The organism is Roseomonas nitratireducens (assembly GCF_017813355.1).
GTDB classification, from domain to species: Bacteria; Pseudomonadota; Alphaproteobacteria; order Acetobacterales; family Acetobacteraceae; genus Neoroseomonas; species Neoroseomonas nitratireducens.
In genome coordinates this window covers 1-19,436 of sequence record NZ_JAGIYZ010000026.1, presented here as the reverse complement: position 1 = coordinate 19,436, position 19,436 = coordinate 1, and the positions used below count along the sequence as shown (strand labels likewise).

The 19,436-nt window shown below is 73.0% G+C and carries 15 protein-coding genes and 1 pseudogene; 8 read left to right on the top strand and 8 right to left on the bottom strand.

Annotated features, from left to right (window positions below; all coding sequences use genetic code 11):
* The first annotated feature begins 34 nt into the window (after positions 1–34).
* The 3 genes from J5Y09_RS20520 to J5Y09_RS20510 are packed head-to-tail and all read left to right on the top strand — an operon-like array spanning position 35 to position 4,739.
* Positions 35–1,045: a Bug family tripartite tricarboxylate transporter substrate binding protein gene (locus J5Y09_RS20520; RefSeq protein ID WP_209353726.1), complete on the top strand. Its 1,011-nt coding sequence runs from the start codon at positions 35–37 to the stop codon at positions 1,043–1,045.
* Positions 1,042–3,117, top strand: a complete 2,076-nt coding sequence (locus J5Y09_RS20515; protein WP_209353725.1) for a hydantoinase/oxoprolinase family protein — start codon at positions 1,042–1,044, stop codon at positions 3,115–3,117. The genes J5Y09_RS20520 and J5Y09_RS20515 overlap by 4 nt, the downstream gene beginning before the upstream one ends.
* Positions 3,114–4,739, top strand: coding sequence for a hydantoinase B/oxoprolinase family protein (locus J5Y09_RS20510; RefSeq protein WP_209353724.1), 1,626 nt, complete (start codon positions 3,114–3,116; stop codon positions 4,737–4,739). Before J5Y09_RS20515 ends, J5Y09_RS20510 begins: the two co-directional genes overlap by 4 nt.
* Here the strand turns inward: J5Y09_RS20510 and J5Y09_RS20505 are convergent.
* The 4 genes from J5Y09_RS20505 to J5Y09_RS20490 are packed head-to-tail and all read right to left on the bottom strand — an operon-like array spanning position 4,727 to position 9,394.
* Positions 4,727–6,121 (bottom strand): M20/M25/M40 family metallo-hydrolase, encoded by a 1,395-nt coding sequence (locus J5Y09_RS20505; protein WP_432761244.1) that lies wholly within the window; start codon positions 6,119–6,121, stop codon positions 4,727–4,729. The genes J5Y09_RS20510 and J5Y09_RS20505 overlap by 13 nt on opposite strands.
* The gene (locus J5Y09_RS20500; RefSeq protein WP_209353722.1) at positions 6,121–7,749 is read right to left on the bottom strand and encodes an acyl-CoA synthetase; all 1,629 of its coding nucleotides are present in this window, start codon (positions 7,747–7,749) and stop codon (positions 6,121–6,123) included. The genes J5Y09_RS20505 and J5Y09_RS20500 overlap by 1 nt, the downstream gene beginning before the upstream one ends.
* Positions 7,750–7,757: 8 nt before the next feature.
* Positions 7,758–8,579 carry an enoyl-CoA hydratase gene (locus J5Y09_RS20495; protein ID WP_245217290.1) on the bottom strand — a complete coding sequence of 274 codons (822 nt, stop codon included), beginning with the start codon at positions 8,577–8,579 and terminating at the stop codon, positions 7,758–7,760.
* Between the two features lie 44 nt (positions 8,580–8,623).
* Positions 8,624–9,394: an enoyl-CoA hydratase/isomerase family protein gene (locus J5Y09_RS20490; RefSeq protein ID WP_209353721.1), complete on the bottom strand. Its 771-nt coding sequence runs from the start codon at positions 9,392–9,394 to the stop codon at positions 8,624–8,626.
* A 68-nt stretch (positions 9,395–9,462) separates the two neighbouring features.
* Between J5Y09_RS20490 and J5Y09_RS20485 the strand changes: the two genes are divergently transcribed.
* The 3 genes from J5Y09_RS20485 (at position 9,463) to J5Y09_RS20475 (ending at position 13,312) form a co-directional block, all read left to right on the top strand.
* A complete protein-coding gene (locus tag J5Y09_RS20485) occupies positions 9,463–10,998 on the top strand; it encodes an acyl CoA:acetate/3-ketoacid CoA transferase (RefSeq protein WP_209353720.1) in 1,536 nt (511 codons plus the stop codon).
* A 12-nt stretch (positions 10,999–11,010) separates the two neighbouring features.
* Positions 11,011–11,925, top strand: coding sequence for a branched-chain amino acid transaminase (locus J5Y09_RS20480; RefSeq protein WP_209353719.1), 915 nt, complete (start codon positions 11,011–11,013; stop codon positions 11,923–11,925).
* A 67-nt stretch (positions 11,926–11,992) separates the two neighbouring features.
* Positions 11,993–13,312, top strand: coding sequence for a carbohydrate porin (locus J5Y09_RS20475; protein ID WP_209353718.1), 1,320 nt, complete (start codon positions 11,993–11,995; stop codon positions 13,310–13,312).
* A 120-nt stretch (positions 13,313–13,432) separates the two neighbouring features.
* Here J5Y09_RS20475 and J5Y09_RS20470 read toward each other — a convergent pair whose 3' ends face one another.
* Entirely contained in the window at positions 13,433–14,797 is a 1,365-nt protein-coding gene (locus J5Y09_RS20470) for a trypsin-like peptidase domain-containing protein (RefSeq protein WP_209353717.1), read from the bottom strand.
* 136 nt (positions 14,798–14,933) lie between these two features.
* On the opposite strand from J5Y09_RS20470, the gene J5Y09_RS20465 reads away from it, so the two are divergent.
* Together J5Y09_RS20465 and J5Y09_RS20460 are read left to right on the top strand one after the other, a co-directional pair.
* A complete protein-coding gene (locus J5Y09_RS20465; protein ID WP_209353716.1) occupies positions 14,934–15,611 on the top strand; it encodes a winged helix-turn-helix domain-containing protein in 678 nt (225 codons plus the stop codon).
* Entirely contained in the window at positions 15,604–16,950 is a 1,347-nt protein-coding gene (locus J5Y09_RS20460; protein WP_209353715.1) for a sensor histidine kinase, read from the top strand. The genes J5Y09_RS20465 and J5Y09_RS20460 overlap by 8 nt, the downstream gene beginning before the upstream one ends.
* Positions 16,951–16,960: 10 nt before the next feature.
* On the opposite strand, the gene ggt is transcribed toward J5Y09_RS20460, so the two are convergent.
* The 3 genes and pseudogenes from ggt to J5Y09_RS20445 form a co-directional block, all read right to left on the bottom strand.
* A complete protein-coding gene (gene ggt, locus J5Y09_RS20455) occupies positions 16,961–18,658 on the bottom strand; it encodes a gamma-glutamyltransferase (RefSeq protein WP_245217289.1) in 1,698 nt (565 codons plus the stop codon).
* Between the two features lie 10 nt (positions 18,659–18,668).
* Positions 18,669–18,980: a hypothetical protein gene (locus tag J5Y09_RS20450; protein WP_209353714.1), complete on the bottom strand. Its 312-nt coding sequence runs from the start codon at positions 18,978–18,980 to the stop codon at positions 18,669–18,671.
* Positions 18,977–19,436, bottom strand: a pseudogene (locus tag J5Y09_RS20445) (hypothetical protein); the annotation flags it as partial. The gene J5Y09_RS20450 and the pseudogene J5Y09_RS20445, both read right to left, overlap by 4 nt.

Sequence of the window (19,436 nt, the reverse complement as noted above, 5' to 3'; positions counted from 1 at the left end):
CCCCCTGCCCTTCCCACCATCCGGGGACGGACGCATGATCGACATGACGCAGCGACAGGGGCGGATCATGGCGCGCATCCAGGCATCGCGACGCGGGCTTCTCGGCGGGGCCGCCGCGCTCATGGCGAGCGGCGCGCGGGCGCAGGGAACGGCGCCGCCGATCCGCGTGCTGTCCGGCTTCGCGCCGGGCGGTGCAGTCGACATCGTCGCGCGCATCGCGCAGGAGGCGATCGCGCGCCGCACCGGCCGGCAGGTGGTGGTCGAAACGCGCTCCGGCGCGCTCGGCTTCATCGCGCTGCAGGGCACGGCGCGCGCCGCGCCGGACGGGCTCACCGTCGGCATCGGCATCATGGGGAACATGAGCGTCGCGCCCGCGGTGCCGGGCTCCACCATCCCGCTCGACCTCGACCGCGAATTGCTGCCGGTGTGCAACCTGGCCGGCACGCCGATGGCGCTGATCGCGCGGCCGGACGCGCCCTTCTCGACGCTCGCGGAATTCGTCGCCTGGGCGAAGGAGAGGCCCGGGCGCGTGACCTACGCCTCCACCGGCAACGGATCGACCAACCAACTCGCCGCCGAATACCTCGCGCGCGAAGCCGGGCTGCAGATGGTCCATGTCTCCTATCGCGGCGGCGCGCCGGCGGGGATGGACCTGATGGCCGGGCGGGTCGACATCTTCTTCGGGAATGTCGCGGAGTTCGCGACGATGATCCGCGACCGGCAGGTCAAGGGCCTCGGGCTCGCCGCCACGCGCCCCTCGGCCATGGTGCCGGAATTGCCGCTGCTGACGCGCGACTACCCGGCGCTCGAGATCAACAACTGGTTCGGCCTGTTCGGCCCCGCCGCGCTGCCCGCGCCGATCGCCGAGGCGACAGCGCGGCTGTTCACCGAGGCGATGACGGACCCGCAGACGCTGCCCGTGCTGGCGGCGCGCGGGCTCGACCCGCTGCCCGAGATCGGGCCCGCCTTCGCCGCGCGGATCCGCGCGGACCGCGAACGCTGGGGCGCGGTCGCGCGCGCGGCGAATATCAGGGCAGACGGATGACGCTTTCGCTCGGCATCGACATCGGCGGCACCTTCACCGACCTTGTCGCCTTCGACCCCACCACCGGCCGCGCCTTCATCTGGAAGGAAAGCACGACGCCCGACGATCCGGCGCGCGGCGTGCTGGCCGGCACGCGGCGGCTGCTGGAAACCCACGGCATCGCGCCCGGCGAGATCGGCCGCGTGGTGCATGCGACGACGCTCTTCACCAATGCGCTGATCGAGCGCAAGGGCGCGCGCACCGGCCTGCTGACGACCGCCGGCTTCCGCGACGTGCTCGAGATCGGGCGGGAGCGGAAATACGAGCTCTACGACCTGTTCATCGAGATGCCGAAGCCCATCGTGCCCCGCCCCTGGCGGCGGGAGGCGCGCGAAAGGCTCGCCCCCGATGGCAGCGTCGAGGTGCCGCTCGACATCGACGACGTGCTGAGGGAGGCGGAGGCGCTCGTCGCCGACGGCGTCGAGAGCCTCGCCATCGTCTTCCTGCACGCCTACGCCAACGACGCGCATGAACGCGCGGCGGCCGAGGCCATCGCGCGGCGCTTCCCCGCGCTGTCGCTCTCCCTCTCCTGCGACATCGCGCCCGAGATCCGCGAATACCCGCGCGCCAGCACCACCGTCTGCAACGCCTATGTCCGCCCGATCGCGGAGACCTACCTCGATCGGCTCGAGCAGGACCTGAAGGCGGCCGGCATCCCGGGCGGGCTGTTCCTGATGCTGTCCAATGGCGGCCTGACGCATGTGGCCGAGGCCAAGCGCGCGCCGGTCCAGCTGCTGGAATCCGGGCCCGCCGCGGGCGCGCTGGCGGGCGCCTGGTTCGGCCGCCATGCGGGGCTCGACCGCGTGCTCGCCTTCGACATGGGCGGCACCACGGCGAAGCTCGCCCTGGTCGATGACGGGCAGCCGCTGGTCGCCTGGGGCTTCGAGGCGGCGCGGGAAAAGCGCTTCCTGCGCGGATCGGGCCTGCCGGTGCAGATCGCGACCGTCGAGCTGATCGAGATCGGCGCCGGCGGCGGGTCCATCGCGCGGCGCTCGGAGCTCGGCACGCTGCATGTGGGGCCCGAGAGCGCCGGCGCGCAGCCCGGCCCCGCCTGCTACGCGCGCGGCGGCACGCAGCCCACGGTGACCGATGCGGACCTCGCGCTGGGCTACCTCAACGCCGATTTCTTCCTCGGCGGGGCGATGCGCATCGACATGGACGCGGCGCGGCGCGCGCTCGGCGCGCTGGCGACGGACCTCGGCATCGGCGCGGATCGCGCCGCCTTCGGCATCCATGACGTGGTGAACGAGAACATGGCGGGCGCTGCGCGCGTCGCCATCGCGGAACGGGGCCGCATCCCGCGCGAATACGCGCTGATGGCGACCGGCGGCGCGGCGCCCGTGCATGCCTGGAACGTCGCGCGCAAGCTCGGCGTGCGGCGCGTCGTCTGCCCGCCCGGCGCCGGCGCGGGCAGCACCATCGGCATGCTGATGGCCCCCGCGCGCGTCGATCGCGTCGCCTCGCTGAACGTGCCGCTGGCCACGGCGGACTGGGCCGGGATCGAGGCGCTGTTCGCGCGGCTGGAGCAGGAGGCGCTGGCGCTGGTGGACGGCACGGGCGCGGACCTCGACCGCCGCGTCGTCACGCGGCTGGCGGACATGCGCTACATCGGCCAGGGCAGCGAGATCACCGTCGCCCTGCCCGGCACGCTGGACGAAGCATCGGTGCGGGAGGCCTTCGAAGCCGCCTATCGCGCCCTGTTCGCCCGCACGCCGCCGGGGGCCGCGGCGCAGTTCGTCGCGCTGCGGCTCGCGCTGACCGCCCCGGTGCCGGGCGCGGAGGGCCTGCTCCGCCTGCCGGCGCATCCCGCCGGGGCCGCGCTGAAAGGAATGCGCGCCGTCCACTTCCCCGATGCGGGCGGCACGATGGAGACCGCGGTCTATGACCGCTACGCGCTCGCGCCCGGCTTCGCCTGCGACGGCCCCGCCGTGTTCGAGGAGAACGAGAGCACCTTCATCGTCGGCCCCGGCGCGCGGATCACGATGCTGCCCGATGGATCGCTCTCCGCCGAGATGCAGGACGACCCCGCATGACCCGCCGCTTCGATCCCGTCGAACTCGAACTGCTCTGGCGGCGCCTGATCTCCCTGGTGGATGAGGCGGCGGCGGCGCTGGTGCGCACCTCCTTCTCCACGCTGGTGCGCGAATCCTACGACTTTTCCTGCGTCGTCACCGATGCGCGGGGGGAATCGCTGGTGCAGGCGACGGAGAGCATCCCGTCCTTCATCGGCACGCTGCCCGAGACGGTGAAGCACTTCATCCGCTTCTTCCCGGCCGAGACGCTCAGCCCCGGCGACGTGCTGATCACCAACGACCTCTGGCTCGGCACCGGGCACCTGCCGGACATCACGGTGGCCAAGCCGATCTTCCTCGATGGCCGCCTGGTCGCCTTCAGCGCCAGCACGGCGCATGCACCCGACATCGGCGGCAAGATCCGCAGCCCCGAGCCACGGGAGGTCTTCGAGGAAGGCCTCCAGATCCCGCCGCTGAAGCTGATGCGCGCGGGCACGACGGACGAGACGCTGGTCGCGATCCTGCGCCAGAACGTGCGCACGCCCGACCAGACGCTGGGCGACCTCTGGGCGCAGGTGGTCGCACTCGACCTGATGGAGGACCGGCTCGTCGGGCTGATGCGCCAGGCCGGACTGCCGGACCTGACGGACCTCGCCGCCGAGATCCAGGGCCGCTGCGAGGCCGCTATGCGCGCCGCCATCGCCGCCCTGCCCGACGGCACCTACCGCAGCGAGTTGCAGACCGATGGTCTGATGGACACGCCCATCACCATCCGCCTCGCGCTGACGGTGAAGGGCGACGAGATCACCATGGACTACACCGGCACGGATGCGCAGGTGGACCGGGCGATCAACTGCGCGCTTTGCTACACCTATGCCATGTCGATGTACGGGGTGAAGGTCTGCACTTCCCCCAACCTGCCGAACAACGAGGGCGCCTGGCGGCCGATCCGCATCGTCGCCCCCCCGGGATGCATCGTGAACCCGCAATTCCCCGCGCCCGGCGGATCGCGCATGCTGATCGGGCACTACCTGCCGATGCTGGTCTTCGGCTGCCTCGGCCAGGTGGTGCCGGACCGCGTGATGGCCGCCTGCGGTTCGCCCATGTGGGGGATGAACCAGTCGGGCGTGCGCCCCGGCGGAAAGCCCTACGCGAACATGTTCTTCTACAATGGCGGCATGGGCGGGAACATGCGCGGGGATGGCGTGACGACGCTGTCCTGGCCGTCCAACGTCTCCTCCACCGCGGTCGAGATCAGCGAGCACATCGCCCCGCTGCGCTTCCACCACAAGCGGCTGCGGCTGGACTCTGGCGGCCCCGGGCGGCATCGCGGCGGCCTCGGCCAGGAAATCCTGATCGAGAGCCGGTCGGAGACGCCCATCGCCGTCTCCTTCCTCGCCGAACGCACCATCTTCCCCGCCTTCGGCGTCGAGGGCGGCAAGGCCGGCGCGCCGGGCGAACTGCGCATCAATGGCGAGCGCACGGACCCCAAGCGGCAATACGTTCTCAAGCGCGGCGACACGGTCTCGATGGCAACACCCGGCGGCGGCGGGCATGGCGACCCGCGCGCGCGCGATCCCGGCGCGCTGGCCGCCGACATCGCCGCCGGATACGTGACCGACGGCACCGCCTATCGCGGCTGAATGCGCGACAGCGCGTCGAGCAGCCTGATGTGGCTGTCGATGCCCTTCTCGAAGCAGGCCAGGTCGAACTTCTCGTTCGGGCTGTGCACCTGGTCGTCCTCCAGCCCGAAGCCGACCAGCAGGCTGTCCAGGCCGAGGATCTGCTTCATGCTGGACACGACCGGGATCGACCCGCCGCAGCCCATCAGCACCGGCGCGCGGCCGAAGGTCGCGGCGAGCGCGCCCTTCGCGGCCTCGACATAGGGGCTATCGGCCGGTACCTTGATCCCCTCGCTCATCGAGAAGACCTGGATCGAGACCCGGGCATCCTCCGGCAGTCGCGCGACGATGAAGTCGCGCAGCCCCGCCAGCACCTTGGTCGGCGAGGTGCCGGGCACGAGGCGGAAGCTCACCTTCGCATGCGCCTCCGCCGGGATGACGGTCTTGGACCCTTCGCCGGTATAGCCGCCCCAGATGCCGTTGACGTCGGCGGTCGGCCGCGCCCAGAGCCGTTCAAGCGCGCCGCGGCCCATCTCGCCCGCGGGCTCGGACAGGCCGACGCCGCCCAGGAAGGCGCGCTCGTCGAAGCCCAGCGCGTTCCACTGCGCGGCGAGTGCCGCCGGCAGTTCCGGCACGTCGTCGTAGAAGCCGGGGATCTGGATCACCCCGGCCTCGTCCTTGAGCTCGCCCAGGATGCGCGTCAGCAGGTTGATCGGGTTCAGCGCCGATCCGCCGAACAGGCCCGAATGCAGGTCCTTGTTCGCGGCGCGGATGTCGATCTGCGTGTAGAGCATGCCGCGCAGCCGCGTGCTGATCGCGGGTGTGGCCGCATCCCACTGGTTGGTGTCGCTCACCACGGCGACATCGGCGCGCAGTTCCTCGGCATGAGTTTCGAGGAAGGCGGCGAGGTTCTTCGAACCGACCTCCTCCTCCCCCTCGATGAGCACGCTGACGCGGCAGGGCGGGCCGCCCGCGGTCTCGTGCCAGAAGCGCAGCGCCTCCAGCCAGGTCATGGTCTGGCCCTTGTCGTCCACCGCGCCGCGCGCGACCACGCGCGGGCCGTTCGGGCCTTCCGTCATCACCGGCTCGAAGGGCGGGCTCGACCAGAGCTCCAGCGGCTCCGGCGGCTGCACGTCGTAATGTCCGTAGTACAGCAGGTGCGGCCCCGTGCCCGTCGGCCCGGGATGCTGCGCGACGACCACCGGATGCCCGCCGGTCTCCCGCACCTGGGCGAGAAAGCCCATGCCCGCGAGCTGCGCGCGCACCCATTCGGCCGCGCGCCGGCAATCCCCGGCATGGGCCGGCTGCGCCGAGACCGAAGGGATGCGCAGCAGTTCGAACCAGCGCGCGCGCGACGCCTCCCGCCCCGCCGCCGCGGCGGCCAGAACCTTGTCGACGTCCATCATTCCCCCTTCGCCTGGCTGCGCAGGACGTGCTTCTGGATCTTGCCCGTGGATGTCTTCGGCAGTTCGGCGAAGACAACGTGGCGCGGCACCTTGAACCCCGCGAGGCGTTCGCGCGCGAAGGCGATCAGCTCTTCCGCCGTCGCGGATGCGCCCGGCTTGAGCTCGACGAAGGCGCAGGGCGTCTCGCCCCATTTCTCGTCCGGCCTTGCCACCACCGCCACCACCGCGACGGCGGGGTGCTTGTAGAGCGCGTCCTCCACCTCGATCGAGCTGATGTTCTCCCCGCCCGAGATGATGATGTCCTTCGAGCGGTCCTTGAGCTGGATGTAGCCGTCCGGATGCTTCACCGCGAGGTCGCCGGTGTGGAACCAGCCGCCGGCGAAGGCCGCGTTCGTCGCGGCCGGGTCCTTCAGGTAGCCCTTCATCACGACATTGCCTCGCATCATCACCTCGCCGAGCGTCGCGCCGTCGGCGGGCACGGGCCGCATCGTCGCGGGGTCCATCACGTCGAGACCCTCGAGCGCCAGGTAGCGCACGCCCTGGCGCGCCATCAGCGCGGCCTGCTCCGGCCCCGGCTTCGCGTTCCACGCCTCGTGCCATTCGTTGACGACGGAGGGGCCATAGACCTCCGTCAGGCCATACACATGGCAGACGGCGAAGCCGGCCGCGCGCATGGCGGCGAGCACCGCCTCGGGCGGCGGGGCGCCGGCGACGACGAACTGCACCTGGCGCGCGAGGGCGCGCTTCTCCGCCTCCGGCGTATTGAGCATCGTCGCCATCACGATCGGCGCGCCGCACATATGGGTCACGCCTTCCTCGGCCATCAGCCGCCACATGTCGGGCCCGCGCACGGCGCGCAGGCAAACATGGACGCCGGCCTGCGCCGTGACGGTCCAGGGGAAGCACCAGCCGTTGCAGTGGAACATGGGCAACGTCCACAGATAGACCGGATGCTTGCCCATCCCGGCGGACAGCACGTTGCCCACCGCCAGCAGCTGCGCGCCGCGATGGTGGTACACCACGCCCTTGGGCCGCCCCGTGGTGCCGGATGTGTAGTTCAGCGTGATCGCGTCCCATTCGTCGGCCGGCATCGGCCAGGCGAAGGCCGCGTCGCCTTCCACGAGCAGCGCGTCATAGGCGATGCCGCCCAGCGTCTCCCCCTGCAGCGCGGCGGGCGCGAGCGGGTCCGCCACCTCGATCACCAGCGGGCGGGCCTTGGCCTGGGCAAGCGCGACGCGCAGCATCGGCATGAATTCCCGGTCCACCACGATCGCCTTTGCCTCCCCATGGTCGAGGATATAGGCGATGGTGCCGGCATCGAGCCGCGTATTGATCGTGTTCAGCACGGCGCCGGCCATCGGCACGCCGTAGTGGCATTCCAGCATCTCCGGAATGTTCGGCAGCAGCGCCGCGACCGTGTCCCCGCGCCCGATGCCGCGCCGCGACAGGGCGTGCGCAAGCCGCACGCAGCGATCGCGCAATTCCCGGTAGTTGCGCCGCACCGCGCCATGCACCACGGCGAGATGGTCGGGGAAGACCTGCGCCGCGCGCTCCATGAACAGCAGCGGCGTCAGCGGCTGGTGGTTGGCGGCGTTGCGCGCCAACCCGGTCTCGTAGTCGGTCATGCCGGTCCTCAGCGATCTTCCCAGACGGGCTTGCGCTTCGCCACGAAGGCGCCGATGCCTTCCGCCGCGTCATGGGCCATCAGGTTTTCGGTCATCACGCAGGCGGCCTGCGCGTAGGCTTCCGCCAGCGGCTGCTCGATTTGCGCGTAGAAGGCCCGCTTGCCGGTCCGCACGGTCAGCGCGGAGCGCGCGGCGATGTGCCGCGCGAGGCCGAGCGCCGTCTCCATCACCAGCGGCCCCGGCACTACGCGGTTGACGAGGCCGATGCGCAGCGCGGTCGGCGCATCGACCATCTCGCCCGTCAGCAGCATCTCCATCGCCGCCTTGCGCGGCACCGCGCGCGCGAGCGGCACCGAGGGCGTGGTGCAGAACAGGCCGATATCGACGCCCGGCGTGGCGAAGCGCGCATCCTCCGCCGCCACCGCCAGGTCGCAGGTCGCGACCAGCTGGCAGCCCGCCGCGGTCGCCACCCCCTGCACCGCCGCGATGACGGGCTGCGGCAGCGCCGTGATCGCCTGCATCACGCGCGCGCAGGTCGACATGGCTCGGTCGTAGAAGGCGCGGCCGCCATCCGGGTCCTGCCGGTGCGCCGTGATTTCCTTGAGGTCATGCCCCGCGCTGAACACCGGCCCGTTCGCCGCCAGCACCAGGCAGCGCACGCGGGCATCCTCGCCGATCGCGGCGAAGGCGTTCTCCAGCGTCTCGAGCATCACGAGCGAGAGGCTGTTCCGCGCCGCCGGCCGGTTCAGCGTCAGCACCGTCACGCCGTCCGCGCCATCCTCCCGCAGCAGCAGCGGGGCATCGCCCGCCATGTCCTTCGCCGCGCTCATGCGTGCCTCCTCCGGCCTTGCCGCGCCAATCTAGCGCGGCCGGGTCAGCGCTTGAAGGCGGCGTCCCGCTTCTCGGCGAAGGCGCGGATGCCTTCCATGTGGTCCCCGGCGGCGAAGCACAGGACGTTCATCTCGTTCTCATAGGCGAGGCCCGCCGGCAGCGGTGCGGCCAGCGCCATGCGGACGGAGGCCTTGACGCTCTGCGTCGCGACCGGGCTGAAGGAGGCGATGCGCCGCGCGATGCCGCGCGCCAGCTCCTCATGCTCCGCATCCTCCGCGACGATCTCCACCATGCCGAGGGCGCGGGCTTCCTCCGCCGCCACATTCTCCCCCGTCAGCAGCAGGCGCATCGCCTGGCCGTAGCCGATCAGGCGCGGCAGCATCTGGCTGGCGCCGCCGCCGCCGACCCAGCCGCGCGTCACTTCCGGGAAGCCGGCCTTGAGGCTGCGCCCGGCGACGCGGATATCGGCGGCGAGCGCCATCTCGAAGCCGCCGCCCAGCGCCCAGCCCTTCATCGCCACCACGACGGGCTTGCGCATGTCGCGGATCGCTGTGCTGTATTCGACGCGGTTGCGGAACGCCCACAGATCCGGATAGGCGGCGAGCGCATTGAGGTCCGTGCCCGAGCAGAAGGCCCGGTCGCCCGCGCCGCGCAGCAGCAGGCAGCGCACATCGCCATCAGCGTCGACCGCGCGCGCATGCGCCGCGATCGCCGCGGCCATGGCCGGCGTGACGGCGTTGTGCTTGGCGGGGCGGTCGATCACGAGCTCGGCGACCCCATCCGCCCCCTTCAACAGGTGAACCTCGCCGTCCATCGCGTCCTCCCCTTGCCGCCACACGCCGTGCGGCTAGCCTAGGCGCCGAAGGGTGACGAGGAAACGCCATGCGCCGAGCCACGGCCGAGGAAGCGGCCGCGCTGGTCCGCGACGGGGATACGCTGCTGATCGGCGGCTCCGGCGGCGGGCATGCCGTGCCGGACGCGCTGCTCGCGGCCCTCGGCAAGCGGTTCCGAGAGAGCGGGTCGCCGCGCGCCATCACCGCGCTGCACCCGGTCGGCGTGGGCGATGGGGAGAATCGCGGCCTGGGGCACCTCGCGCAGAAGGGCCTGCTGAAGCGCAACATCGCCGGCTCCTACGTCAACAGCCCGCCCGTCGCCGCCATGGCCTTCCGCGACGAGATCGAGGCCTGGTCCCTGCCCCAGGGCGCGCTCAGCCAGTTGATGCGGGAAATGGCGGCCGGACGGCCGGGCCTGCTGACCAAGACGGGCCTGCACACCTTCGTCGACCCACGCCTGGGCGGCGGCGCGCAATCGCCGAGTGCGACGGAGCCGCTCGTCGAGCTCGTCGACTTCCGCGGCGAGGAATACCTCTTCTTCAAGCCCTACCACGTCGATGTCGCCTTCCTGCGCGGCACGACGGCGGATGAGGACGGCAACGTCTCGATGGAGAGGGAGGCGGTGACGCTCGAGATGCTGTCCGAGGCCCAGGCGACGAAGCGCTGCGGCGGCATCGTGATCGTGCAGGTGGAACGCATCGCGCGCGCAGGCTCGATCCACCCGAAGATGGTGAAGATCCCGGGCATCCTGGTGGATCTCGTCGTCGTCGAGCCGGGGCAGTGGCAGACCTTCGGGACCTTCTACTCGCCCGCCTATTCAGGCGAGTTCCGCATCCCGCTCGGCGACATCCCGCGCCTCGGCCCCGGCCCGCGGCGCGTCGTGGCGCGCCGCGGCGCGCTCGAGCTGTTCCGCGGCGCCGTCTGCAACCTCGGATCGGGCATCTTCACGGGCATCGCCAATGTCGCGGCCGAGGAAGCGGTGCTCGACGCCGTCTGCCTGACCAACGAGCAGGGCAATATCGGCGGCGCGCCCGCCTCGGGGAACGAGGCCGGCGCGGCGATGAACCCGCAGGCGCAGGTCGACCAGCCCTACCAGTTCGATTTCTACGACGGCGGCGGGCTCGACCTCGCCTTCCTCTCCTTCGCCGAGTTCGACGCCGAGGGGAACGTCAACGTCTCCCGCTTCGGCGACAAGCTGATCGGGCCCGGCGGCTTCATCAACATCAGCCAGGGCGCGCGCAACCTCGTCTTCGGCGGCACGCTGACCGCGGGCGGCAAGCCCAAGGCGGTCGCGCGGGTGGAGCAGGTCACCTTCTCCGGCCCCTATGCGCGGCAGCGCGGGCAGAAGGTGCTGTACGTGACGGAACGCGCGGTGTTCCGCCTGGAAGCGGAAGGCCCCGTGCTGGCCGAGATCGCGCCGGGCCTCGACCCCGAGCGCGACGTGATCGCGGCGATGGGCTTCCGCCCCGCCATCGCGCCGGATCTGCGCCCGATGGATGCGCGGCTGTTTGCCGACGCGCCGCTGGGCCTCGCCGCCGACCTCGCGACGAAGCCCGCGAAACCGACCTCATCCCGACTGACCTGAAGGAAGACGACCATGGCCTGGACCGCGCACACCATCATCCAGAACGGCAAGGCGATTCCCTTCGAGGACGCCAAGGTCCACGCCCTGTCCGTCGGCCTCGCCTATGGCGCCGCGGTCTTCGAGGGCATCCGCGCCTACATGAACCCCTCGACAAAGCGGCTTTCGGTGTTCCGGCTCGAGGAACATCTCGCGCGGCTCGACCAGGGCATGAAGTTCATGCGCTTCGACAGCCCACCCTCGCGCGACGCGCTGCGCCAGGGCGTGCTCGATTCCATCCGCGCCAACGCGCCGGACGACGATTGCTACATCCGCCTGCAGGTGCATATCGAGGCGCGCGGCAACCAATCCACCACCGGCCCCGTCGGCTGGGTCTGCGCCGCCATCCCGCGCGAACGCTCGACGAAGCGGGAAAGCGGCATCGCCGCCTGCGTCTCCTCCTGGACCCGCATCGCCGACAACACCATGCCGGCGCGCATCAAGGCGACGGCGAACTACCATGCCGGGCGCATCGCGACGCTGCAGGCGCGCGCGGATGGCTACGACATGCCGATCCTGCTGACGCGCGACGGCAAGGTCAGCGAGACGGCGGCGGCCTGCCTGTTCCTGGTGCGCGACGGCGTCGTCATCACCCCCACGCGCGACAGCGACATCCTGGAAAGCGTCACGCGCGACACCGTCCTTGCGCTCGCCGCCGAACACGGGCTGCCGGTGCAGGAACGCCGCGCCGACCGCACCGAGCTCTACGTGTCCGACGAGGTGTTCCTCTGCGGCACCGGCCAGGAACTCGCGCCCATCACCAGCGTGGACAGGCTTCCCGTCGGCGATGGCAAGCCAGGGCCGATCACGATGCGGCTGCAGCAGGCCTATGAATCGGTCGTGCGCGGCACGACGGACGCGCACGCCGCCTGGCGCACGCCGGTCGCCTGAGCCGGCGCGTCGACGAAATCTTCATTCCGGGGGACTAAGGGCGGATGAAGTGAACGGAATCCGCCCGATGCGCCTTCGCACCACCCTGGCCGCCCTTGCCCTGCTGGCCCTGCCCGCCGCGCCGCGGGCCGAGGAAACCCCGCCCGCCTGCGAGTCGGGAACCGCGCTCGCCCCCGGCCTCTGCCTCGCCGGCACGCTCACCGGCGATGCGATGGCGAACGTCTCGGGCGGCATCCGGCGCGGCGCGGCGGCGGTCGGGCAGCTCCGGCTCGACCTGACGGCGGACCTCGGCACGCTGGCCGGGCTCGATGGCTGGCGGATGGCGGCCAGCGCCTTCGCGATCTATGGCCGGCAGCCCACCGCGACGCGCGTCGGCAGCCTCGCCCCGGTCTCGAACATCGAGGCGCTCTCGACCGTCCGCCTGTTCGAATTCTGGGCCGAGCGGTCCCTCGGCGAGTGGGGCTCGCTCCGCTTCGGGCAATTGGCGGCGGATGCGGAATTCGCCGCCGCTTCCGGCGCGGCGAACCTCGTCAACGGCACCTTCGGATGGCCGGTCGCGCTCGCCGGCGCGCTGCCCTCCGGCGGGCCGGCCTATCCGCTCGCCACGCCGGGCATCCGTCTGGCGCTCGGCGATCCGGAGGGCGCGACGGGGCTGCGCCTCGGCGTCTTCTCCGGCGACCCCGGCGGCGCCTATGGGGAGGGCACGGACCCGCAGCGGCACAACCGCTACGGCACGCTGTTCAGCACGCGCGGCGGCGCCTTCTACCTGGCCGAGGCGGTGACCGGCGGCGAAGCCCCGGAAGGCGAGGACGCGCCCCGCCCCTGGGTGCTGAAGCTCGGCGGCTGGTACCACACGGGCGGCTTCGATTCCGTCCGCTTCGACGATGCCGGCCTCTCGCTCGCCGATCCCGCGAGCAGCGGCACGCCGCGGCGCTTCGGCAACAACTACGGCGGCTACGCGGTGGCGGAAGCGACGCTCTGGCGTGGCGAGGAAGGCTGGGTGTCCGTCTTCGGCCGCGCCTTCGCGCAGCCCGGCGACCGCAACGCGGTCGATCTCCAGCTCGATGGCGGCCTCGCCTGGCGCGGCCCCTTCGGGCGCGGCGGGGACACGCTCTCCCTCGGAGTGTCGTGGGCCCGCATCGGCGCGCGCTCCCGCGATTTCGACCGCGACCTCATCGCCTTCGGCACGACGCGCCCGGTGCGCAGCCATGAGACGGTGGTGGAACTGAACTACGACGCCGTCGTGATCGAGGACCGGCTGTCGCTCCGCCCGCTGGCGCAGTTGCTGTTCAATCCCGCGGCGGGCGAGCCCGATGAACGCCGCGACCGGACGCGCGCCCTGCCCGATGCGGTCGTGCTCGGCATGCGCGCGGTGCTGACCTTCTGACCGGCACGCCCGGCCGCACGGCGCGGCCGGGCGGCACGTCGGCACCGGCCGCCGCCCGTGTCGCGGCGGGGCCGGCGCCTGCCGGCGCCCGGGAAGGGGTTGGTCCCGGCCGCCGGACGCTCAGGCCGCGCGCAGCGGCAGCGCCACGAAGCGGCTCGCCCCCTCGCGCTCGACCTGCAGCGCGATGGAGCCGCGCCCGGCGTCCCGCGCCGCGCCGACCGCCTCGACCACGTCACGCGGCGTCTCCGTCACACGGCCGCCGACGCGCCGGATCACGTCGCCCGGCTGCAGGCCGCGCTCGGCCGCAATGCTGCCCGGCACGACCGAGGCGACCGCGACGCCGCCCTCACGACGCGCCGCGAGGCCGAGGCCGAGCGCGGGCGTGGCGCCGCTCGCCGGTTCAGCCGCCGCCGCCTCGCGCCGCTGCGCCCCGCCGAGGGTGACGCTCCGTTCCGCCCGCGCGCCGTCGCGCACCACGTCGAGCGCGACGGTGCTCCCCGGCCGCGCGGCGCCGATGGCGGCGGCGAGATCGCGCGGCGCCTTCACCTCGCGCCCGGCCACCGCGACCACGACATCGCCGGGGCGCAGCCCGGCGGCCGCCGCGGCACTGCCGGGCTCCACCGTCGAGAGCAGGGCGCCGCCCGGCCCGGCCAGGCCGAGCGCCGCCGCCATCTCGGCATCGACAGGCTGCAGCGCGACGCCGAGCCGCCCGCGGTCCACGCGGCCATGCTCGCGCAACTCCGCCGTCACCTGGCGCAGCATGTTCGACGGCACCGCGAAGCCGATGCCGACATTGCCGCCGGAGGGCGAGAAGATCGCCGTGTTCATGCCCACCGCCTCGCCCGCCGCGTTGAACAGCGGGCCGCCGGAATTGCCCGGGTTGATCGGCGCGTCGGTCTGGATGAAGTCGTCATAGGGACCGGCGCCGATCTGCCGTCCGCGGGCCGAGATGATGCCGGCCGTGACCGAGCCGCCCAGGCCGAAGGGATTGCCCATCGCCATCACCCATTCGCCCACCCGCGCGGCGTCGCTGTCGCTCAGCGTCACCGCCGGCAGCGGCGCGCCGGCCTCGACCTTCACCAGCGCGATGTCCGTCGCGCGATCCAGGCCGATCACCCGGCCTTCGAATTCCCGCCCGTCGGCGAGGCCGACCCGCACGCGCTGCGCCTCGCCCACGACATGCGCATTGGTGGCGATGTAGCCCGCGCCGTCGATCACGAAGCCCGAGCCCTGGCCGGCGCGGCGCGGCGCGTCGAGCGCGGCCGGGCGCGCGGCTTCGGCGACGGAGATGCGCACGACGGACGGCGCGACGCGCGCCGCCACATCCGCGAAGTCGGGCCCCGCCAGGCGCGCCGGCGCGACGATGGGCGGCGCCGCGCGGGTCTCGGCAAGGCCGGGCAGCGCGGTCAGCGCCGTGGTGCCGAGCGCGAGGGCGAGCGCGCCGGCGGCGAGCGCGCGGCGCGGCGGGGTGCGGAAGAGGGCCATGGGTCGGTCTCCTGGGATGTCGGTGCCCCGCCTGGCTGGCGGGGCGATGGGCGCATGGAAGCGCCCCGGCGATGCCCGCCCCCTGTCCCGCCGCTTACCGATCCGTATGCTGGGGCCAGCAGCGCCGGAGGTGCCCTTGCGCATCCTGCTCGTCGAGGACGATGCCGAGACCGCCCGCTTCGTCGCGCGCGGGCTGGAGGAAGCCGGCCATGTGGTGGACCGCGCCACGGACGGGCAGGACGGCCTGTTCCTCGCGACCGGCGGCGGGCACGACGTGATGGTGGTGGACCGGATGATCCCGAAGCTCGACGGGCTGTCGATGGTGCGCGCGGCGCGCGCAGCCGGCATCGCGACGCCCGTCATCTTCCTGACCGCGCGCGCCGGCGTCGGCGACCGGGTCGAGGGGCTCGAGGCCGGCGGCGACGACTACCTCGCCAAGCCCTTCGCTTTCGCCGAGCTGCTCGCGCGCGTCAACGCGCTTGCCCGCCGCCCGCCGTTGCAGGCCGAACAGACCGTGCTGCGCGTCGGCGACCTCGAGATGGACCTGATCCGCCGCGCCGTGACGCGCGCCGGCCAGCGCATCGAGCTCCAGCCGCGTGAGTTCCGCCTGCTGGAATTCCTGATGCGCCGGGAAGGCCAGGTGGTCACGCGCACCATGCTGCTCGAAGGCGTCTGGGACTTCCACTTCGACCCCAAGACGTCGGTCGTGGAAACCCATGTCAGCCGCCTGCGCGCCAAGATCGACCGCGGCTTCGGGCGGGAGCTGATCCACACGGTGCGCGGCGCCGGCTACGTCATCCGCGCCGATGGCTGAGGCGTCGACGCGCTGGGCCTTCGCCCGCACCACCGCCTTCCGGGTCACGCTGTGGCACCTGCTGCTGACGCTCGCGGGCACGGCGCTCGTCGGCGGGGTCGCCTGGTGGACGACGGCGGGCTTCGCCGCGCGCCAGGCGGCTGCCGAGATCGAGCGCGGCATGGGCGTGCTGCTGCAGTCCGGCGCGCTGTCCGGGGCGCGCGGCATCGCGCTCTCGATCGAGGCGCGCCTCGCAGCCGACCGGACGGGCCAGGAATTCTACCTGCTCGCCGCGCCGGACGGGCAGCGCGTCGCGGGCAACCTGGCGGATCGGCCGGCCGCCGCCCCGGGATGGCGGGAAGGTGTCGCGCGCCGCCCGGATGGCGGGGAGGTGCCGGTGCTGATGCTCGCCGCCCCCCTGCCCGCCGGCGGCGTGCTGGTCGTGGGCCGCGACCTCTCGCTTGCCCGCGCGCTGGAACAGCGGCTGCTCGCCGGCGCGCTCTGGGTCGGCGGCGCGGTGCTCGCGCTCGGCCTCGCCGGCGGCTGGCTGATCGGGCGCGGCGTGGCCCGGCGGGCCGCGGCGATGGACGGCGTGCTCGCCGCCGTGCAGCGCGGCGAACTGGACCGGCGGCTGCAGGTCGGCACGGGGGGCGACGAGTTCGACCGCCTCGCCGCGCGCATCAACGCAACGCTTGATCGCGTCCAGGCGCTGATGGCCGCGCTGCGGCAGGTGACCGACGACATCGCGCACGACCTGCGCACACCGCTGACGCGGCTGCGCCAGCGGCTCGACGCCGCCGCCGAGGCGCCGACCGCCGAAGCGATCGCCGCCGCGCAGCGTGAGGCCGATGCGCTGCTCGAGGTCTTTTCCGCGCTGCTGCGCATCGCGCAGGTGGAATCGGGCACGCGCCGCGCCGGCTTCACGAAGGTTGATCTGTCGGCGATCGTGGAGTCCGTCGCCGAGGTCTATGCGCCAGCGGCGGCGGAGCGCAGGCAGCGCCTGGACGCGACCGTCGCCCCCGGGGTGACAATCGTCGGGGACCCGGCGCTGCTGACGCAGATGCTCGCGAACGTCGTTGAGAACGCTGTGCGCCATGGGCGGGAGGGTGGACGCATCGCGCTGAGCGTCACGCCGCAGGCCATCATCGTCGCGGATGACGGCACCGGCATCCCCGAGGCCGAGCGGGAACGCGTCTTCCGCCGCTTCCACCGGCTGGACGCGGCGCGCTCCACGCCCGGCAGCGGCCTCGGCCTCGCGCTCGTGAAGGCCGTCGCGGAGTTGCACGGACTCTCCATCGCGCTCGAGGACGCGGCACCGGGTCTGCGCGTGCGGATCGCGCTGCCCACCGCGCAGGCCTGACCGGCCTCGCTCAGCGCGGCCCGGCCGAATCCGGCCAGAAGCGCACCCCTTCCCTTGCCAGCCCGCCGCCGACGCCGATCGCGGTGCCGTCGGCGCGCCAGCAGGCCGCACCCTCCATCGCGCCATCCGCGCCGAAGCCGATGGCGCACATCCCGCCGCCGACATGCGGCAGGCGGGACAAGGTGTGCCCGCGCGCGGCGAGCGCGGCGCGCACATCCTCGGGGAAGGCGGGCTCGATCTCGACCGCGTCGCCCTGGGTCCAGAGCCGCGGCGCCTCCACCGCCTCCTGCAACGACATGCCGTGGTCCACCAGGTTCAGCATCGCCTGCATGACCGAGCCGAAGATGCGCAGGCCGCCCGGCATGCCGAGTGCATAGGCCGGCTTGCCTTCGCGCAGCACGATCATCGGGGACATCGATGTCGTCACGCGCTTGCCCGGCGCGATCGACAGCGCGCGGCCCGGCCGCGGGTCGAAGGTCGCGAGGTAGTTGTTCGGGATCATCCCCGTGCCGTGCACGAGGAAGCGCGCGCCGAAGGTGGAATTGATGGTCTGCGTCGCGCAGACGATCCGGCCTTCGGAATCCGCGACCGTCAGGTGCGTCGTGTTCGGGCTCTCCGCACCGGCCACGCCAGCGCCCCAGGCCTGCGCCCGCGTCATGTCGAGCAACGCGGCGCGCTCCGCGCCATAGGCGGCCGAGGTCAGCCGCGCCACCGGCACGTCGACGAAGGCCGGGTCGCCGGACGCGGCAGCACGATCCGCGAAGGCGATCTTCAGGCATTCGGCGAGCAGGTGCAGCGTGTCCGCAGTACCGAAGCCGAGCGCGCGCAGGTCGTGGTGCGACAGGATGTTCAACATCTGCAGCACATGCACGCCCGACGCGGCGGGCGGCGGCGGCAGAAGCACCTCGACGTCGCGATAGGGCCCGCGCAGCGGCGCGCGCTCGATGGTGCGGTAGCCGCGGACATCCTCCGCCGAGACGATGCCGCCCGCGCGCGCGATCCCCGCGGCGATCGCATCGCCCAGCGCGCCGTCCAGCGCCGCGGCGCCTTCGCGCGCCACCGTCCGCAGCGTCTCGGCATAGGCGCCCTGCACCACGCGATGGCCGGGCCGCAGCGGCGCGCCGCCAGGCAGGTAGATCTCGGCGATCGCGGGGTCCCGCGCCATGTCCGGCGCGGCTTCGGCGACGCATTCGGCCAGATACGGCGTGGCGCGATAGCCGCGTTCCGCATGCCGGATCGCCGGCGCCATCACATCGGCCAGCGGCAGCGTGCCGAAGCGCGCCAGCATCTCGCACCACGCCTTGAGGTTGCCGGGCGTCGCCACGGCCAGCCCGCCCACGGCATTGGCCCGGCCCACGGCCTCGAGGTTGCGCGGGTTGCCGGGCTCGGCCGGCGCGAACATGTCGGGCCGCGCGGCCGATGCGACGGTCGCCATGCCGTCGATGACCGTATGCGTGCCGTCCGGCAGGCGCAGATGCGCCATGCCGCCGCCGAGCAGCCCGACCATCATCGGCTCGACGACGGACAGCGCGAACAGCGCGGCGATGGCGCCGTCCACGGCATTGCCGCCTTCGGCCAGCATCTCCGCCCCGGCGGCGGAGGCGAGCGGATGGTTCGTCACCACCATGCCGCGCGTGCCGGCGGCGGGGCGTTTCTCGCAGGCGAAGCGCGTGCCGGCGCGGGCGCGCCAGGTCTCGGTCGGGCTCATGCGGGCTCCTTCACGGTTGGGGCGTCGAAAGGCGCAGCACGCGCGGCCCCTGGCAGAAATCCTCGTCGGCGCGCTGCTCCACGCGCCCGCCATCCCACAGGATGCGCAGGTCGCCGCGGCAGGCGGCGCGGGCCGGCATGGTGATGTGCAGCGCATTGCCGGGCGGCAGTTCGACGCGCCCGATCAGTGACGGCCCGAACTGGCCCCGCCCCGACGGCGAGACCTCGACGGCGAGGATCGTGGCGGGGCCGGCATTGACCAAGGTGAAGCTGCGGGCCCGCGCATCCGCCTGCGCGCCGAGCGCGAGGGCCGCCAGCGTCACCGCCGCGGCGCGGCGGAGGCCGTCTTGCCCCCTTCGAATCGCAGTTCCGACACGGCGCACAGGTCTGTTCCAGGACGATCCTCGGTGGCGCCGTCAACATAGACGGCCCGCAGGTCGAACAGGCAACCCCGCCCCGGCGGCGCGCGCACCAGCACGGCATTGCCGGGGGTGATCTGCGCCGCGCCGAGCCAGTCCTCCCCGCCCGGCGCCTCCCCCGCCGGGGAGACGTGCAGCCGCGTGATCGTCGCCGTCGCGCCATTCGTCACGCGCGTGGCGGGCGGCACCAGCACGACGGGGCCGGCCACGCCCGGCAGGGCGGGCGCGGGCATGAGGCTGCGCGCCGGCTCGGGCGCGGGTGCCGGCCGCGTCTCGGCCAGCGCAGGCGCCGGTGCGGCGCCGAGCAGCGGCCGCCACAAGGGCTGCAGGAACCAGGCCGCGCCGCCGAGCGCGGCCACG

What these genes read in the sequence shown, in the direction of transcription:
- J5Y09_RS20520 (WP_209353726.1), top strand. Translation starts at nt 35, where the DNA reads ATGATCGACATGACGCAGCGACAGGGGCGGATCATGGCGCGCATCCAG.
- J5Y09_RS20515 (WP_209353725.1), top strand. Translation starts at nt 1,042, where the DNA reads ATGACGCTTTCGCTCGGCATCGACATCGGCGGCACCTTCACCGACCTT.
- J5Y09_RS20510 (WP_209353724.1), top strand. Translation starts at nt 3,114, where the DNA reads ATGACCCGCCGCTTCGATCCCGTCGAACTCGAACTGCTCTGGCGGCGC.
- J5Y09_RS20505 (WP_432761244.1), bottom strand. Translation starts at nt 6,121, where the DNA reads ATGGACGTCGACAAGGTTCTGGCCGCCGCGGCGGCGGGGCGGGAGGCG.
- J5Y09_RS20500 (WP_209353722.1), bottom strand. Translation starts at nt 7,749, where the DNA reads ATGACCGACTACGAGACCGGGTTGGCGCGCAACGCCGCCAACCACCAG.
- J5Y09_RS20495 (WP_245217290.1), bottom strand. Translation starts at nt 8,579, where the DNA reads ATGAGCGCGGCGAAGGACATGGCGGGCGATGCCCCGCTGCTGCTGCGG.
- J5Y09_RS20490 (WP_209353721.1), bottom strand. Translation starts at nt 9,394, where the DNA reads ATGGACGGCGAGGTTCACCTGTTGAAGGGGGCGGATGGGGTCGCCGAG.
- J5Y09_RS20485 (WP_209353720.1), top strand. Translation starts at nt 9,463, where the DNA reads ATGCGCCGAGCCACGGCCGAGGAAGCGGCCGCGCTGGTCCGCGACGGG.
- J5Y09_RS20480 (WP_209353719.1), top strand. Translation starts at nt 11,011, where the DNA reads ATGGCCTGGACCGCGCACACCATCATCCAGAACGGCAAGGCGATTCCC.
- J5Y09_RS20475 (WP_209353718.1), top strand. Translation starts at nt 11,993, where the DNA reads ATGCGCCTTCGCACCACCCTGGCCGCCCTTGCCCTGCTGGCCCTGCCC.
- J5Y09_RS20470 (WP_209353717.1), bottom strand. Translation starts at nt 14,797, where the DNA reads ATGGCCCTCTTCCGCACCCCGCCGCGCCGCGCGCTCGCCGCCGGCGCG.
- J5Y09_RS20460 (WP_209353715.1), top strand. Translation starts at nt 15,604, where the DNA reads ATGGCTGAGGCGTCGACGCGCTGGGCCTTCGCCCGCACCACCGCCTTC.
- ggt (WP_245217289.1), bottom strand. Translation starts at nt 18,658, where the DNA reads ATGAGCCCGACCGAGACCTGGCGCGCCCGCGCCGGCACGCGCTTCGCC.